The organism is Peptoniphilus harei (assembly GCF_016726485.1).
GTDB lineage: Bacteria > Bacillota > Clostridia > Tissierellales > Peptoniphilaceae > Peptoniphilus_A > Peptoniphilus_A harei.
This window is the reverse complement of the sequence record NZ_CP068103.1, coordinates 186,689-202,494: the sequence shown is the minus strand read 5'-3', so window position 1 is coordinate 202,494 and position 15,806 is coordinate 186,689. Positions and strand designations below refer to the sequence as shown.

General features: G+C 32.7%; 11 protein-coding genes, 1 pseudogene and 3 other annotated features (1 of these 15 cut by a window edge). Of the genes and pseudogenes, 9 read left to right on the top strand and 3 right to left on the bottom strand.

The window, feature by feature from the left end:
• Positions 1-59 (top strand) — a binding site (T-box leader) (it extends 131 nt beyond the left edge of the window).
• Between the two features lie 64 nt (positions 60-123).
• Positions 124-3,225: an isoleucine--tRNA ligase gene (gene ileS / locus I6I93_RS00855; protein ID WP_112890379.1), complete on the top strand. Its 3,102-nt coding sequence runs from the start codon at positions 124-126 to the stop codon at positions 3,223-3,225.
• A 61-nt stretch (positions 3,226-3,286) separates the two neighbouring features.
• On the opposite strand, the pseudogene I6I93_RS00850 reads toward ileS, so the two are convergent.
• From I6I93_RS00850 to I6I93_RS00840, 3 genes and pseudogenes are all read right to left on the bottom strand, one after another.
• Positions 3,287-4,007 (bottom strand): annotated as a pseudogene (locus I6I93_RS00850) (amino acid ABC transporter ATP-binding protein).
• Positions 3,991-4,791, bottom strand: a complete 801-nt coding sequence (locus I6I93_RS00845) for an amino acid ABC transporter permease (RefSeq protein WP_112890378.1) — start codon at positions 4,789-4,791, stop codon at positions 3,991-3,993. The pseudogene I6I93_RS00850 and the gene I6I93_RS00845 overlap by 17 nt, the downstream one beginning before the upstream one ends.
• Before the next feature lie 7 nt (positions 4,792-4,798).
• A complete protein-coding gene (locus I6I93_RS00840; RefSeq protein WP_112890377.1) occupies positions 4,799-5,608 on the bottom strand; it encodes a transporter substrate-binding domain-containing protein in 810 nt (269 codons plus the stop codon).
• Between the two features lie 34 nt (positions 5,609-5,642).
• Positions 5,643-5,841 (bottom strand) — a binding site (T-box leader).
• Positions 5,842-6,046: 205 nt separating this feature from the next.
• Positions 6,047-6,245, top strand: a binding site (T-box leader).
• A 79-nt stretch (positions 6,246-6,324) separates the two neighbouring features.
• On the opposite strand from I6I93_RS00840, the gene I6I93_RS09355 reads away from it, so the two are divergent.
• The 8 genes from I6I93_RS09355 (at position 6,325) to I6I93_RS00805 (ending at position 15,762) form a co-directional block, all read left to right on the top strand.
• Positions 6,325-7,077, top strand: a complete 753-nt coding sequence (locus I6I93_RS09355; RefSeq protein WP_306344723.1) for an argininosuccinate synthase — start codon at positions 6,325-6,327, stop codon at positions 7,075-7,077.
• Complete coding sequence (locus I6I93_RS09350; protein ID WP_306344722.1) at positions 7,043-7,546, top strand: adenine nucleotide alpha hydrolase family protein; 504 nt, start codon at positions 7,043-7,045, stop codon at positions 7,544-7,546. Before I6I93_RS09355 ends, I6I93_RS09350 begins: the two co-directional genes overlap by 35 nt.
• 1 nt (position 7,547) lies before the next feature.
• Positions 7,548-8,918, top strand: coding sequence for an argininosuccinate lyase (argH, locus tag I6I93_RS00830; protein ID WP_112890376.1), 1,371 nt, complete (start codon positions 7,548-7,550; stop codon positions 8,916-8,918).
• Between the two features lie 197 nt (positions 8,919-9,115).
• Entirely contained in the window at positions 9,116-9,397 is a 282-nt protein-coding gene (locus I6I93_RS00825) for an ArsR/SmtB family transcription factor (protein WP_070700142.1), read from the top strand.
• A 14-nt stretch (positions 9,398-9,411) separates the two neighbouring features.
• Complete coding sequence (locus I6I93_RS00820) at positions 9,412-12,345, top strand: UvrD-helicase domain-containing protein (protein WP_112890375.1); 2,934 nt, start codon at positions 9,412-9,414, stop codon at positions 12,343-12,345.
• A gap of 20 nt (positions 12,346-12,365) precedes the next feature.
• Positions 12,366-13,709 carry a butyryl-CoA:acetate CoA-transferase gene (locus tag I6I93_RS00815; protein ID WP_112890374.1) on the top strand — a complete coding sequence of 448 codons (1,344 nt, stop codon included), beginning with the start codon at positions 12,366-12,368 and terminating at the stop codon, positions 13,707-13,709.
• A gap of 448 nt (positions 13,710-14,157) precedes the next feature.
• Positions 14,158-14,640 (top strand): CarD family transcriptional regulator, encoded by a 483-nt coding sequence (locus I6I93_RS00810; RefSeq protein ID WP_112890373.1) that lies wholly within the window; start codon positions 14,158-14,160, stop codon positions 14,638-14,640.
• 33 nt (positions 14,641-14,673) lie between these two features.
• Positions 14,674-15,762, top strand: a complete 1,089-nt coding sequence (locus tag I6I93_RS00805) for a PIN/TRAM domain-containing protein (RefSeq protein ID WP_070700146.1) — start codon at positions 14,674-14,676, stop codon at positions 15,760-15,762.
• Positions 15,763-15,806 lie beyond the last annotated feature (44 nt).

Here is a 15,806-nt window from a genome sequence, read left to right as displayed (position 1 = left end):
TAATATTAAGTGATAGTTTCCTATAATTAGGGTGGTACCGCGGTTAGTTCGTCCCTTCTCTTTTGAGAAGGGGCTTTTTTTATACAAAATTTTTTATAAAAAAAGGAAGAAAAGGAGTTTTAGATGAAAGTATTTAAAGAATTATCTAAAGACAGTGTAAGTGTTAGAGAAGAAAATGTCTCAAAATTTTGGGACGAAATAGATCTTCTACACAAATCTGTTGAAACAAGAAAAGACGGAGAAAATTATATCTTATATGAGGGACCTCCAACAGCAAATGGTAAGCCAGGCATCCACCATGTCATGGCAAGAACTCTTAAAGACTTGACTTGTAGATACCATACAATGCTTGGTTACCAAGTTAAGAGAAAAGCTGGTTGGGATACACATGGTCTTCCAGTAGAAATTGAAGTTGAAAAAAGATTAGGACTTCACAACAAGCAAGACATTGAGTCCTATGGTGTTGAAGCCTTTAATAAAAAATGTAGAGAATCTGTTTTCGAATATGAAAAGGAATGGAGAAAGCTTACAAGAAGAATGGGATACTTAACTGACCTAGACCATCCTTATATAACTCTTGAAAATGATTATATTGAATCAGTTTGGCACATACTTGATAAGATGTTTAAGGACGGCCTAATTTATGAAGGTCACAAAATAGTTCCTTATTGTGCAAGATGTGGTACTGGACTTGCATCTCACGAAGTTGCTCAAGGTTATGAAGAAATCAAAACCACAACAGCAACTTGTAAATTTAAATTAAAAGACAAGGATAATGAATACTTCTTGGCATGGACAACTACTCCATGGACACTTCCATCTAACGTTGCCCTTGCTGTCAACCCTAAGGTTGAATATATAAAAGTTAAGCACTCTGACGGAAATATTTACTATGTAGCTAAGTCACTTGCAAAGCAAGTATTTAAAGATGATGAATATGAAGTCTTAGAAGAGATGCTTGGCAAGGACCTTGAGTATATAGAATATGAACAACTTCTTAAATTCCTAGAAGTTGACAAGAAGGCCTTCTTTGTAATCTGTGCTGATTATGTAACAACTGATGATGGTACTGGTATAGTTCACATTGCTCCTGCCTTTGGTGAAGATGACTACCAAACTGCAAGGGGATATGACCTACCAATGCTAAAACCAGTTGATGAAGATGGTAAGTTTACAGACACACCTTGGAAGGGTCAATTTGTAATTGATGCTGACCACGATGTTCTTCACTATTTAATTGACAATAATCTTATGTTCTCAAAACAAAAGATGCTTCACAACTATCCACACTGCTGGAGATGTCACACTCCACTTATTTACTACGCTCACCCATCATGGTATATAGAAGTAACTAAGTTCAAGGATAAACTAATTGAAAACAACAATGGAGTTAACTGGTTCCCAGACTTTGTTGGAGAAAAGAGATTTGGCAACTGGCTAGAAAACTTAAATGACTGGGCAATCTCCAGATCAAGATATTGGGGTACTCCACTTCCAATTTGGAGATGTGAATGTGGTCACACAGAATCTGTTGGCTCAATTGAAGATTTGAGAAATAAGGCCATAGAAGATGTGGCAGAAGATGTTGAACTTCATAGACCTTATGTTGATGACATCCACCTTAAGTGTCCTAAGTGTGGAAAACCAATGACAAGAGAAGCAGACGTAATTGACGTTTGGTTCGACTCTGGTGCTATGCCTTTTGCTCAATGGCACTATCCATTTGAAAACAAGGACAACTTTGATGAACTTTTCCCATCAGACTTTATTTGTGAAGGGATAGACCAAACAAGAGGTTGGTTCTACTCTCTTATTGCAATATCAACTTACATGACAGGCAAGAGTCCTTATAAGAATGTACTTGTTAACGACCTTATCCTTGATAAGGAAGGCAAGAAGATGTCAAAATCACGTGGCAACACAGTTGCACCTTTTGAGCTCTTTGACAAGTATGGTGCTGACGTTGTTAGGTGGTACCTACTTTATGTATCTCCACCATGGACTCCAACAAAATTCGATGAAGATGGACTTCGTGAAATTGAATCAAAATTCTTTAGATCTTTAAGAAACACTTACAACTTCTTCAGTCTATATGCAAATACAGATAAGATTGACCCAAGAGAAGTAAAAGTTTCTTATGACGACCTTGAAGAAATCGACAAGTGGTTATTGTCTAAGTACAATAGACTTGTTAAAATTGTAAGAGAAGATATGGATGCATTCGAACTTACAAAAGTTGTAAGAGAAATCCAAGACTTCGTAATAGAAGATATTTCCAACTGGTATATCAGAAGAAATAGAAGAAGATTCTGGAAGACTGACAAGGACAACACTAAGGTTGCAGTATACAAGACAACTTATGAAGTCCTACTCGGCGTTACGAAGTTAATTGCACCTATGGTTCCATTCCTAGCAGAAGAATTATTTAAGTCACTTACAGATGAAGAATCAGTTCACTTAGCTGACTATCCAACTTATGATGAAAACATGATTAACGACAAGGTTGAAGAAAAAATGGACCTTGTAAGAGATCTTGTAACTCTAGGAAGAGCATCAAGAGAAGAAGCTAAGATCAAGGTTAGACAACCACTTTCTAAGGTAATCATCGACGGAAAGTATAAGGAAATCATTGGCGACTTAACTGAACTTATTAAAGAAGAGCTTAATGTAAAAGAAGTTCAATTCGAAGAAGACCTTTCAGAATTTATGGAATTTGAACTTAAACCAAACTTCAGAGTTTGTGGAAGTATTTTAGGTTCAAAGGTTAAAGAATTTGGCAAAGTTTTAAGAGAAGCTGATGCAAAAGAATTACTTGGAAAACTTGAAGAAGGAAAAGTAAGTCTTGAACTTGGTGGAGAAGAAACAGAAATTGAAAGAGATTATGTTGAAGTTAAGATTTCTGCAAAAGAAGGCTTCGACGTAATAATGGAAAATAACCTCTTTATAATCTTAGATACAGAACTTAACGAAGAACTTTTAAATGAAGGTTATGTAAGAGAATTTGTATCAAAGATCCAACAACTTAGAAAGAAAAAAGACCTAGACATTCTTGACAACATAAAAATTTCTTATAAGTCTGACGATGAAGTTGAAAAAGCTATTGAAGCTGACAAGGAATTTATTAAGTCAGAAACTCTTGCTCTTGAAGTTGTTAATGAAGACAATGATGCAGAAGTTGAAAACCTAAATGGTCACGACATAAAAATAAATATAGAAAAAATGTAAAAAATAAAGGCTCTGGGAAACCAGGGCCTTATTTTAATGCACAAATTATTTATTTTAATTTTTACAAGACGGCTTCTAAGAATTTTTTTGTGTTTAAATTATTTGTATCTTTAAAAATATGCTGAGGGCTGCCATAGTCTTCAACTAATCCATCCTTCATAAAGACTATATTATCAGATATTTCCTTTGCAAACCCCATTTCATGAGTGACAATTACCATTGTCAGCTTGTCCTTTAAGGATTTTATAACGTTTAAAACCTCCTTTACCATTTCTGGGTCAAGGGCTGATGTTGGCTCATCAAATAAGAGATACTTGGGTTTATTTGCAAGGGCTCTAGCAATTGCAACCCTCTGTTTTTGACCGCCAGAAAGGGAGTCCGGATAAAAATCTTTTTTGTCTTCAAGTCCCATGGCCTTTAAAAGGCTTATGGCATTTTCTTCTGCACTTTTTTTTATCTTCACCCCTAACCTTTATTGGTGCAAGAGTAATATTTTCTAGAACACTTTTATTGGGGAAGAGGTTAAAATTTTGAAATACCATGCCAATTTCTTGTCTTATTTTTTCTAGGTTTGGATTTTCGCCAGTAATTTCATATTCATCGAGATAAATTTCTCCGCCATTACTTTTTTCCAAGAGATTAATGGACCTAAGTAGGGTGGACTTGCCAGAACCACTGGCGCCAATAATGGATGTTACTGTGAAATCTTCTATAGTAAGATCAATCCCCTTGAGGACTTTTTTGTCTCCAAAGGATTTTTGTAAATTATGAATTTTTATCATATTTTCCCTCCATAAATTTTAATAATCTGGTCAAAGTAAAGGTAATGGCGAAATAAAGAAGCGACCCAAGTATTAGAGGTTCAAGAGCCTTATAAGATGATCCCCTAACAAGGTTGACATTATACATAATATCAGTCACACCAATTGTTGAAATAATAGATGTTTCCTTAATGACTGCTATAAATTCATTTGCCAAGGCTGGCAAAATATTTTTTGTAGCTTGGGGAAGTATAACTTCTTCCATGGCAAGAGATTTTTTCATACCAAGAGATTTGGCAGCTTCCATTTGCCCCTTGTCAATGGCATTGATACCTGATCTTATAATTTCTGCAACGTAGGCGGCAGAGTTCAAACTCACTGCAATAACTCCTGTTATATATGCAAAAGAAGAAATAGAAAGTCCAAAGCTTTTAAAGTCTACAATACTTGCTAGACCAAAGAATATAAAAAATACCTGAGTCAGCATTGGAGTTCCTCTGACAAGTTCAAGATAGCAAGAGGCAAAAACCTTTAAACTTTTTATTTCTGATGACTTCATAAGGTATAAGAAGAGTCCAAAGATGGAGCCCAGGATTACAGAAATTAATGAAAGTGAAATTGTAACCAAAAGTCCTTTTAGATAGTAAGATGAATAATTTTTTAAAATTTCCAAGCTAGATCCAAAGAACTCCATTAATAATTTTCCAAAGATTAAGATAAATATTAAAAATCCAAAAATAACTAGACCATTAATTATATTATTTTTAGAAAGTTTTTTATTTTCGATTTTATAAATATTTTCCATGGTCCACCTACTTTGTAGATAAATCTAAGGCTTCTTGATAATATTCATCTAGTTTACCTTCAACTTTTAATCTCTTTAGAGTTTTATTAACTTGGTCTAAAAGTTCTGTGTCATTTTTATTTAGTCCAATGGCTGTCCCTTGAAGTTCAGCTTTAAAGTAAAAAGAATCTTCAATTTTTAAATTTTCATTGGAAAGCTCATAATTATCGCCAACACATTTTTCTACGATAATCCCATCAATAAGACCCTTGTCAAGTTGGGCAACTAGGTCTGGTGTCTTAGGTAAGGACACTAACTTTTTAATGCCCAAATTTTTTCCAATATCTTCTTGGCTAGTTGCAGTTTGAACTCCAATAGTGAGGTCTTTTACATCATCTTCTTTAGTGTACTTGCCAAGATTTTCTTTGTTGACTAATAAATAATTTTTAGGTTCATAGTAAACATCTGAAAAGGCCATGGACTTTTCTCTTTCAGGAGTCTTTGAAACTCCAGAGATAGCTAGATCAATAACACCTGTATCTAGACTTGCAAGAACTGATGAAAATTCCATGTCTGAAATTTCTAGTTCAACACCAAGGTCTTTTGCTATTTCCTTTCCAATAAAAACATCAAGGCCAAGGATTTCGTCTTTGTCATCTATATTTTTGTGAAATTCGAAAGGTGGGTAGTTTGCATTGCAACCCATGACGATTTTTCCTGATTTTTTTATTTCATCTAATCTTGAATTAGAAATGTCCTTGGACTTAGTAAAAAATATTACAAGGCCGAATATTAATACTAGTAAAATAAGACTTGATATACTTAATATTTTTTTCATAATTTTCCCTCCATAATAAAAAAATCGCCTCTATGAAAGAGGCGAAGTCCGCGGTACCACTCTAATTATCTTTTGGATATCTCAAAACTTTAAGGCAGTTAACCTCTGTAAATACTAATTTCCTTACAGAATCTCAGTGGTTCTATTATATTCCTTTCACTTGCAAGCTTTCACCTAACCTTGCTCTCTAAAAAGTTTCTGAAAATACTTTTTGTCCACTTCATTGATTTCTGAACACTCTACTACGATAAATTATTTTTGTCAATAGTTTTTATAAAAAAATTAAAAAATATTTTGAGAGATATAAAATTCAAAAAATTTTAAAATTAATTTTTCTTTGCATTTAATAGATAGAATTATTTTAACTTGATAAATTACAAAATTTTTTTAAAAATATGCTTGACAAACAAAAATTATCTTGCTAGGATATCAAACAAATCAAAAGTTTTGAAAAGCGAAGTAAAATTATCCAAGACTTAAAGAGAGTTTTCGTTTGCTGGGAGAAAATAGGGAGGATAATTTGAAATAGGAGCTTGGAACTGGCATCTCGATATTTAGATTTGCCCGGTTATGCGTTATAGTTTTTGAGGTATAGAAATATACAAATTTGGGTGGTACCACGTTCTTCGTCCCTTGATAGGGGCGATTTTTTTATACTTTTTTTGAGTCTCAAAGTTAGCTGTTGTAATATTAAAGATTTAATTTGGAGGATAAAAATGAAAAAAACTAATTATAAAAAAATTGCTCTAGCATATTCAGGTGGCCTTGATACGTCAATTATTATTCCTTGGTTAAAGGAAAATTATAATTGTGAGGTTATTGCAGTAGTGGGAAATGTTGGTCAAGAAAAAGAACTTGAAGGCCTAGAAGAGAAGGCTATTAAAACAGGAGCTTCGAAGATTTATATAGTTGATCTTGTAGAAGAATATGTAAAAGATTTTGTATTTCCAACTATAAAAATGGGTGCAAAGTATGAAAAAAATTATCTCTTGGGAACTGCAACAGCAAGACCTCTTATAGCAAAGTCCCTAGTTGAAATTGCAGAAAAAGAAAATTGCGATGCAATTTGCCACGGCTGTACAGGAAAGGGAAATGATCAAATTCGTTTTGAAATGGGGATTAAACATTTTGCTCCAGATATGCCAATAATTGCACCTTGGAGAATTTGGGACATAAAATCTCGTGAAGAAGAAATTGACTATGCAGAAGCCCACAATATTCCACTTAAAATATCAAGGGAGACAAACTATTCAAAGGATTTAAATATTATGCACTTGTCTCACGAAGGCTTAGACCTTGAAAATCCAAAAAACTTCCCAGACTACGACAAAATTTTAGAACTGTCTGTATCTCCAATGAAGGCAAAGGATGAAGTTTGCGATGTGGAAATTGAATTTGAAGCTGCCGAAGCAAAAAAAAATAAATGGCAAGGAAATGACACCTGCAGAAATTTTAAATTACTTAAATAAAATTGGTGGAGAAAATGGAATTGGAATTGATGACATTGTAGAAAATCGTCTAGTTGGCATGAAGAGTCGTGGAGTTTATGAAAATCCAGGTGGAGCTATCCTTTATAAGGCTCTAGAAATTCTTGAATCTATTACTCTTGATAAGGACTCAGCCCACTTAAAAGACTATCTTTCTATAAAGTTTGCCGATTTAGTTTATGATGGAAAGTGGTATTCAAATTCTATCAAGGGACTTTTGGCTTTTGGAAATGAAATCACAAAAAATGTTACAGGTAAGGTGAAATTAAAACTTTACAAGGGAAATATTATACCAGCAGGAGTAGAAGCAGACAAATCACTTTATAGCGAAGACTTAGCTTCCTTTGGCGATGGGGCAGAAGATTTATTCTCTCACAAGGATGCAGATGGATTTATAAACCTCTATTCACTAGCAAGCCTAGTTGAAGCTAAGATCAATAAAGGAGTTTAATATGTATTTATGGGGATCTCATTTAGAAGGACTGGAAGAATTTACTCATGAATTTAATAAGTCAATAGATTTTGATAAAATTTTATTCGAAGAAGACATCACTGGTTCACTTGCTCATGTTGAGATGTTGAGTAAAAAAGGAATAATTGGCCAAGAAGACTTTGAAATTATAGCTAGTGAACTAAAAAATATTTTAGAAGAAATAAAGTCTAAAAAACTTGAAATAGATTTAAAGGAAGAAGATATTCATTCTTTTGTGGAAAATGAACTGACAAAAAGAGTGGGCAGTGTGGGTAAGAAGCTTCACACTGCAAGATCTAGAAATGACCAGTGTGCCCTAGACCTTAAGTTATATTCTAAGAAAGTTTTAGCTGAAATTAATAAGGATTTAAAAAATCTTATAAAAGCAATCATTTCACTTGCTGAGGAAAACAAAAACACAATAATGCCAGGCTTTACCCACATGCAACATGCACAAGTTACTAGCTTTGCTCATTATATCCTTGCCTATGGTCAGATGTTTAAAAGAGATATTGAGAGGTTAAACAATAGTCTTCTTAGAATAGATGAGAATCCCTTAGGATCTTGTGCCCTTACCACAACAAGTTTCGACATAGATAGGTTTATGACTAGTGAAATCTTGGGATTTAAAAAGCCCACAGAGAACTCCATGGATTCAGTTTCAGATAGGGACTATGTTCTTGAGATTTTATTTAACAACTCTCTTATTATGACCCACCTATCAAGACTCTGCGAAGAATTAATTTATTTTTCATCTAGTGAATATGATTATATTAAGTTTTCTGGCAAATTTTCTACAGGGTCATCTATAATGCCTCAAAAGAAAAATCCCGATATGGCAGAATTAATAAGGGGAAAGAGTGGAAGGACTTTTGGAGATTTAATAACAGTTTTTACAATTTTAAAGGGAACGCCATTAGCCTACAATAAGGACTTTCAAGAAGATAAGGAAGCCTTATTTGACTCAGTAAAGACGACTTCTTCTTCATTAAAAATTATGAAGGGAATTATTGAAAGCCTCGAACTAAACAAGGATAAGATGAGAGATTCAGCAGAAAAAGGATTCTTAAATGCCACAGACTTAGCAGACTATTTGGTCCTAAAGGGACTTGCCTTTAGAGAAGCCTATGACTTAGTTGGTAAAATCGTGAATTATGCTATAGAAGAAAATTTAAAATTAGAAGAAATTTCTCTTGAAAAATATAAGAATTTTAACAAGATTTTTGAAGAAGATCTTTATAACTTTATAGAAATTGAAAATTCTTTAAAAAATAGAAAAGTTTATGGAGGACCAGCTGAAGAAGCAGTCACTGTTCAAATTGAAAATCTAAAAAAATCATTAAATATATAAATTTTTAAAATAAGGTCATGGGCCTTATTTTTTTTGTAAAAAAGTACAATGTTAGAATTGTATTTTAAGCTAATGGAAATATTTTCATAATTTATATTTATACAAAAACTATTGACAAATTCATAAAAATTACATAATCTAACTATAGTAAAGTAATTACCAATAAAGAAAAATAAATATATGCTTGGAGGCAAAAAATGAAAACCAAAAATGACAACCTTGAGAATACTGCTGAGGTTTTAAAGGTCATGGCCCATCCAATTAGGCTAAAGATTATAAAGAGTTTAATCGATAATGGTCCTTCTAATGTGGGATCACTACAAGAAAAATTTCATATTCCACAACCAACTGTTTCGTCTCACCTAGGCAAGCTTAGGAGGGCTGGTGTTTTAATATCAAGAAGAAATGGAACAGAGATTTATTATAAGGTTGAAAATGAATTTATTTTGAAGCTAGCTAGTGCACTTTTCACTAAGTAATAAAAGGTGTTTTTATGGAACTAAGTGAAGTTCAAAAAAAAGCTGTCACAACTCTAGACAAAGATGTAAACCTAATGGCGGGAGCCGGTACTGGTAAGACCAGGGTTCTCACCAATAGGTTTATTAATATTGTAAAAAATAAAGTCAAACCCCTAAGAGTTCTTGCTATAACTTTTACTAAAAAAGCTGCAGAAGAAATGCGAGCTAGGATTTCAAAAGACCTTGTTTTAAATAGGATAGATTATGAAGATAAGGACCTTAACATAATGACTATCCACTCCTTTGCTCTCGAGATAGTGGAATCCTATTCTTATATTTTAGGCATAAATCCAAAATTTAAGATTCTTGATGATGGAGAGTCTGCTTATCTTTTGGAAGAAGCCGTTAAGGAAAGTTTAAATGAGATTGAAGATGAAAAATTTAAGGATTACCTATTAGATTTTAAAACATCACCCTTTGAAGAAGTAAATAATTTTATAAATCTTTATGGAGATTTTAAAAATAATAATTTAGATTTTGATGATATTTTAAAGAAATCTTTGAACTTTGATACATCAGAAAAGACCTTCCAAGACTTAATTAATCTTTTAGATGAATATAGGCAAGTTAGTGGAAAGAAGTTTAAGGGATTTTATGATTCTAATATTGAAAATTTAAGAGACCTTGTGTCCTTTGATGGCGAAGTTTTAAGTGAAATAGAAGAAAATCTTGGTAGTTCAAAAAAAGAAAATGATAAAATTCTAGAGATAAAAGATCTCATTCAAGAGTTAAAAAAAGGTTTAGAAGATAATAACAAAGCTTACTACGAAATTATTATAAAAATTTTAAAGTCAATAGACAGAATTTATAAAGAATCTAAAGAAGAAATTAGGGGCCTAGATTATGACGATATAATTTTTTACTGTCATATACTTTTAAAAAATCCAATTGTAAAAAGTGAATTGATAGAAAAGTATTCCTACATATTAGTTGATGAATACCAAGATACAAACGAGATCCAAAATGACATTATACGCGTCTTTTCTTCTTCCAACATATTTATAGTTGGTGACCCCAAGCAGTCCATCTATGCCTTCAGGGGGACAGACCTATCATCTTACTTTTCTTTTTCAGAAGACATTGAAAAAAGGGGAGAGACCCTTTTAATGAACAAGAACTATAGGTCTGATGAAGAGATTATCCACTTTGTAAATGAAAAATTTAAGGACTTAATTGAGCCCTATGACGAGATGGAATCCTTCAACAATTATGGGGGAGGAGTTTATCTCTACAACACCCCTGAATATGCTGAGCTCCTTGATTTAGTTAAGGACTTATTAAAAAAATATGATGCAAAAGACATTGCCATCCTTTCAAGATCCAATGCTCAAATAGATGAAATTGGAAAAATTTTATCCCAAGGCGAGATAAAATTTAACAAGGGTGAGAGAAGGCTTGACGAGATTGAAGTCTTGAGGCTTATTAAAAATATTTTATCTGCAATTTATAGTCCAAAAGACTTTTTAAATTTTTTGTCTCTTTTTAACTCCAATCTCTTGGATTTTGATTTCAAAGATCTAATTGAGATTTTAAACCAAGGAATTGATAATTCAGAGGACCTATTAGCTTACAAGTCCACAGATAAAAATATAAAAGAATTTTTAAACTTTATAAAAGACACAAGAGAAAAATCATCTTACCTCATGCTTGATGAAGTAATTGAAGAGATAATGAATTATTTTTATGGTCTTGGAACTTTAAGGGAAATTGATTGGGAATATATTTATAATTTTAAGGATCTAGCAAGAGATTTTGTGGAAAATAATTCCAAGGACTACAGGTCTTTTGAAAGACAAATTTCTTCCATGACCTTTGAAGACCTTGAAGATGGGATTAATCTCTTAACAATTCACAAGTCTAAGGGTCTTGAGTTTGATGGGCTGATAATATCCCACATGGATAAGGGAAAAAAATATGGAAAGACAAATAGAATTCTTGTGGACAAGGACTTGGGGCTTGGAATTAATTCTAAACTTTCAAATTATTCCTATAGGGAGATATCTAATAAGTTAAGGACAATTGATGAGGAAGAAGAAATTAGGGTCCTATATGTCGCAATGACTAGGGCAAAAAAGGAATTAATTTTATTTGGTAATTTAGAAAAGGCAAGAGCTGGATCTTATTTTTTACTTCTGGGAGATCTTTCAGGCCTAAAAGAATATGAATTTTCAAACTTAGAAGTAAAAGAAGAAGAAAAGAATTATTTACCTCTTAATCTAGACCTAAAGTTTGACAATAGGATTAGGGAGTATTATACAGTCACAGACTTCATTAATTTCGACAGAAGCAAGAAGGATTTTTATTACAAATATTTCTTGGGCATTGATAACTACACCATGGGTCAAGGAAAGGGTCAAGCTATGGACCCCAAGACTCTGGGAAATATTATTCACTTCTTCGCCTATAAGTATGGTGGAGACCAAAGCTTACTAGAAGATAAAAATATTGATGAAGACTTAAAAGAAATTTTCACATATTATGAAGAAGGTTTGACAGAAGAAAAATTAAATATTTCAAGAAAACTAGCTTTGAACTATCTAGAAATGGAAGAAAAGGTTATAATAGATAAAGAGCTTTTATTTTACTACGACTTAGAAGGATTCCTTGTAAAGGGTTACATTGACCAAGTCATAAAAATAAATGGCGAATATTTTATTGTTGATTTCAAAACTAGTACCCTCGATGAAGAGGAGTTAAAGAAGACTTATGAAAAACAATTAATACTTTATTCGGCAATCTATGAAAAGCTATATAAAGTTAAAGTGAAAGCTGCATATATATTTGACCTAAGGGGTAAAAATAAAATACTTGTAGAGACAAGTGAAGAAAAATATAAAGAAGTAATGGATGAATTTTTAGATTACATTAATTTTATAAGGTCTCACAAGCTATTAAGGGATTATTTATAATTTATATTTAAGGAGGAAATATGGACTATTCTAAGGATTATAAGGACAAGTTAATTACGGCTAAAGAAGCTGCTGGCCTAGTAAAAGACAATATGTGGGTTGACTACGCATGGGGTGTTAGTACACCAGTTGCTTTTGATAAGGCTCTTGCTGAAAGACTTGATGAATTAAATGAAATTTATTTAAGAGGTGGAGTACTTCTTTGGGAACCAGAAGTATTTAAAAAGGATCCAGAAGGTGAAAAAGTTGTATGGAATTCTTGGCACGCTGGTGGACCAGACAGAAAGAGAATTAACACAACTCTAGGTGGATTTTATATTCCATTAAGATATTCTGAACTACCTAGATGGTACAGAGAAAACTGTAAAGTAGACGTAGCAGTTATTGTTACACCTCCAATGGATAAACACGGTAACTTTAACTTTGGACTTAGTGCCTCTCACCTAATGGCTGTTATTGAAACAGCAGACAAGGTTGTAATAGAAATTAACGAAAAGATGCCAAGAGGACTTGGTGGATTTGAACACGAAATTAACATCAAGGATGTTGACTACATTATAGAAGGAGATAATCCTGACATTGCAGCACTTCCTAAGGGATCTTTTGGTGAAGTTGATAAAAAAGTTGCAGAATTAATTGTAGAAGAAATTCCTAATGGAGCTACACTTCAACTAGGTATTGGTGGAATGCCAAACGCTGTTGGATCTCTAATTGCTGATTCTGATTTAAAGGACCTTGGAGTTCACACAGAAATGTATGTTGATGGATTTGTTGAAATGGCTAAGAAGGGTAAACTTACTGGAGCTAAGAAAAACATCGACAGATTTAGACAAGCTTATGGATTTGCAGCTGGTTCTCAAGAAATGTATGACTACATTGATGGTAACTCAGCATGTATGGCAGCACCAACATCTTATACTAACGATGCAAGAGTAATTGCACAACTTGATAACTTTGTTTCTATTAACAACGCAGTAAACGTTGACTTGTTTGGCCAAGTAAGTTCTGAATCTTCAGGAATTAAACATATTTCTGGAGCAGGTGGACAACTTGACTTCGTACTAGGTGCTTACCTATCTAAGGGTGGTAAATCCTTCATCTGTCTATCTTCTAAATTTATGAACAAGAAGACAGGAAAAGAAGAATCAAGAATTGTTCCAAACTTTGAAACATTCTCAGCTATTACAGCTGCAAGACCTAACACTCACTGGCTTGTAACTGAATATGGTAAGTTCAACTGCAAGGGCCAATCAACTTGGCAAAGAGCAGAAGGTATCATTAACATAGCTGCACCAGAATTTAGGGATGACCTAATCAAGGAAGCAGAAAAAATGAATATCTGGAGAAGAACTAACAAGAGATAAAATATAAATTATTTTCCCCTGATTTATCAGGGGATTTTTTTATGCTTTTTTTATTGAGTAATAAGAAATAAATACAAAGTAGTAAACAAAGGAAAAGTTAAATTTTATTTGTAAGTCAAAATTAAATACAAAGTTGTATTATATTGATAAGTGATTAAAATTTATAAACTTGTAAATATTTATAACTTATTAAAAATTAATTAACTCGTAAAAAATTATTTAGCGAAGTTTATTTATAAAATTTTAATAAACTTAAAAAGATTTTAAATTACTTCAAATAGATTTCACAATGACCATCTATATATTTCACAAAGAAAAATTATAATTATAAAAAATAAAAAAATCACCAAAAAATCTTTGCATAATTCAAAAGATTATGATATAGTATTACGTTTACTTTTATAAAAACCTCTGTTATACTAGAATAAGGGACAAGAGGAGGTAAGTAATGTTTAAAATTGGTGATAAGATTGTATATCCTATGCACGGTGCAGGCGAAATTGTTGGAATAGAAGAGAGAGAAATCCTTGGTAATGTCCACAAGTATTACATAATGAGGTTACCTATAAATGATCTTAAGGTAATGGTGCCTGTTAAAAATGCGGAAGAAATTGGTGTTAGAGATATTTCTGACAATAAAACCATGGAAAAAGTTTTAGAAACTTTGAAATCCAAAGTGGAAATTTCTATGCCTAAAAACTGGAATAGGAGGTACAGGTTCAATCTTGACAAGATAAAATCTGGTGACTTAACTGAAATTGCTGATGTTGTTAGATCTCTTGAAAATCTAGATAGGGAGAAATCTTTATCAACGGGCGAGAGAAAAATATTGACTGAAGCAAAGCAAATTATTGTATCAGAAATGGTTCTTGTCTTTGAAAAAAATGTTGAAGAAGTGACAAAGTTAATTGACGATGCCATTTTTGGATAAGGAGGGATTTTTATTAGCAAAAACCGAAGAATTGTGTCCAAAATATTTAAGTTTCTATTTACTGTAATCGGCGCATTAGTAGGTATTTTTATTGTATCTGTTTTATCAGATATTGATTTTGTAAGAGGTATTGGAAGTCAAAAAATTATCACAGGTGTTTCTGTGGTTATTGTATTTTTATTTGCACTTATATTTTTTATACTTTCTCCAAGGGTTTTTAAAGCCTTGGAAGATTTATTAGTTATTTGGGAAAGACAAATCCAAACAAAATCTTTTACAGAAGTAATACTTGGTGCCGTAGGCCTAATATTAGGTCTTATAATAGCATTCTTAATTTCGCAACCTATTTACAAGATACCAATTCCCTATGTGGGTTCAGTAATTTCTATTTTACTCTATGGTATGCTTGGTTATTTAGGTCTTACTATTGGAATGTCAAACAAGGACACTATATCAGAAAAAGTTAGGGATCTTACATCTTTGGCTGCAAAGAGAAATGTTAAGCCAAAGGATGTAGTAAAAGAATACACAGGCATTCCAAAAGTCTTAGATACTTCTGTCATTATTGATGGAAGGATACTAGACATAGCAAAGGCTGGATTTATTGAAGGCCCTCTTGTTGTTCCCGTTTTTGTACTAGAAGAATTACAACATATAGCCGATTCTGCTGATGGATTAAAGAGAAATCGTGGCAGGAGAGGGCTAGATACTGTTGCAGAAATCCAAGAATTAAAAAATGTAGAAGTTATAATTTACAATGGAAAAATAGAAGAAATTCCTGAAGTAGATTCAAAGCTTTTAAAACTTGCCACAGAATTAAATGGAAAAATTGTTACTAATGATTTTAATTTAAACAAGGTGGCTAGGGTGCAAAACTTAGATGTTTTGAATATTAATGAGCTTGCCAATGCTGTTAAGCCCCTTTACCTTCCTGGAGAAGAAATGGAGATTTTAATTGTGAGAGAGGGCAAGGAGCACAAGCAAGGTCTTGCTTATCTTGACGACGGCACTATGATCGTTGTTGAAAATGGTAAGGACCTAATTGGAGAAAAGGTAAATGTAGTTGTTACATCAGCCCTTCAAACTTCTGCAGGTAAGATGATTTTTGCAAAGCTAAAATAAAAATTAATTTTTAAACTCTGTCTTAGGGCAGAGTTTTTTATTTG

Coding starts and splice junctions, on each gene's coding strand:
- ileS (WP_112890379.1), top strand. CDS start 124: ATGAAAGTATTTAAAGAATTATCTAAAGACAGTGTAAGTGTTAGAGAA.
- I6I93_RS00845 (WP_112890378.1), bottom strand. CDS start 4,791: ATGGAAAATATTTATAAAATCGAAAATAAAAAACTTTCTAAAAATAAT.
- I6I93_RS09350 (WP_306344722.1), top strand. CDS start 7,043: ATGACACCTGCAGAAATTTTAAATTACTTAAATAAAATTGGTGGAGAA.
- I6I93_RS00820 (WP_112890375.1), top strand. CDS start 9,412: ATGGAACTAAGTGAAGTTCAAAAAAAAGCTGTCACAACTCTAGACAAA.
- I6I93_RS00840 (WP_112890377.1), bottom strand. CDS start 5,608: ATGAAAAAAATATTAAGTATATCAAGTCTTATTTTACTAGTATTAATA.
- I6I93_RS00815 (WP_112890374.1), top strand. CDS start 12,366: ATGGACTATTCTAAGGATTATAAGGACAAGTTAATTACGGCTAAAGAA.
- I6I93_RS09355 (WP_306344723.1), top strand. CDS start 6,325: ATGAAAAAAACTAATTATAAAAAAATTGCTCTAGCATATTCAGGTGGC.
- I6I93_RS00810 (WP_112890373.1), top strand. CDS start 14,158: ATGTTTAAAATTGGTGATAAGATTGTATATCCTATGCACGGTGCAGGC.
- argH (WP_112890376.1), top strand. CDS start 7,548: ATGTATTTATGGGGATCTCATTTAGAAGGACTGGAAGAATTTACTCAT.
- I6I93_RS00825 (WP_070700142.1), top strand. CDS start 9,116: ATGAAAACCAAAAATGACAACCTTGAGAATACTGCTGAGGTTTTAAAG.